Genomic DNA, 1239 nt, shown 5'->3' with positions numbered 1-1239 from the left:
ACAAAAAGTTAAGAATAAATCTTACTTTTAACTTATGAAACAAGTGCGCAAAATTTATGACAAAGCTTTCAAGGAGAAAGCCGTTCAATTGAGTAATGAGAGAACCAACATATCAGAACTTGCCAGAGAGTTAGGAATAACAGCCCCACAATTATATAAATGGCGCAAAGAGGTCGAAGTATTCGGCGAGGGAAGTTTTCCAGGAAAAGGAAATTTGAAGCTGACTCCTGAACAGGAAAAAATCCATGAACTGGAGAAAAAACTTAAAGATGCCGAATTAGAACGAGATATATTAAAAAAAGCAATCGGCATTTTTTCCAAGAGCGGTCGATGAAATATACTTTCATTAAAGACAATGAAAAAATATTCCCGATTGAAAAAATGTGTCAAATCCTTCAAGCAGGCAGAGGAAGTTATTATCGATGGAAAAAAGGAAAAACAACAATTAAACAAAAACAGATAATTGCCATAAAAGACCAAATATCATCGATTTATTTTGAATCCAAACAGCGCTACGGAAGTCCCAGAATAACATTGGAGCTTCAGAGTTTGGGGTATAAGATTTCGAGAATTACAGTAGCCAAGTACATGAAACAGTTGGGCTTGAAAAGCAAGTTAAGCAGGAAATTCAAGGTAACAACCAATTCAAATCACAATTATCTAGTTGCTGAAAATGTTTTAGGCAGGGAGTTTACAGTTGAATTACCTTCAAAGGTTTGGGTGTCTGATATAACTTATATCCAAACTAAAGAAGGATTCATATACCTGACAACCATTATGGATTTATATGACAGGAAAATTATTGGTTGGAGCTTAAGTGATGGAATGGGCACCGAGCAAACAACTCTCTGCGCATTGAAAATGGCGGTTAGAAACCGAAATGTAGAAGAAGGATTAATTTTCCATTCAGACAGAGGTGTTCAATATGCAAGCAAAAAGTTTGTCAATGTAATAGAATCCTATAAAAAAATAACCCGAAGTATGAGCCGTAAGGGGAATTGTTGGGACAATGCAGTGGCTGAAAGTTTCTTTAAATCTTTAAAAACCGAATTGATTTATGGAAACAAACTAATTTCTAAAGAACAAATGAAATTGGAAATCTTCGAATATATTGAAATTTGGTACAATAGAAAAAGGAGGCATTCTGCTTTGAATTATAAAAACATAGAAGAATTTAATAATCAAATTAATTACAAAAATGTAGCTTAACTTAATGTGTAGTTTTTATTTGCATATCCA

The 1239-nt window shown here is 33.6% G+C and carries 1 protein-coding gene; it reads left to right on the top strand.

Going from position 1 to position 1239, the window contains the following annotated elements:
- Positions 1-34: 34 nt before the first annotated feature.
- Positions 35-1209 (top strand): IS3 family transposase gene (locus ABEG11_RS18990; protein WP_348825757.1). Its coding sequence is split into 2 segments (ribosomal slippage): positions 35-293 and positions 293-1209, totalling 1176 coding nucleotides; the frame shifts between segments, so codons are not numbered across the junction.
- Positions 1210-1239: the final 30 nt, after the last annotated feature.

It is taken from the genome of Flavobacterium aestuarii, assembly GCF_040049115.1.
Taxonomy (GTDB): Bacteria; Bacteroidota; Bacteroidia; order Flavobacteriales; family Flavobacteriaceae; genus Flavobacterium; species Flavobacterium aestuarii.
This window is presented reverse-complemented; position numbering and strand designations above follow the sequence as displayed.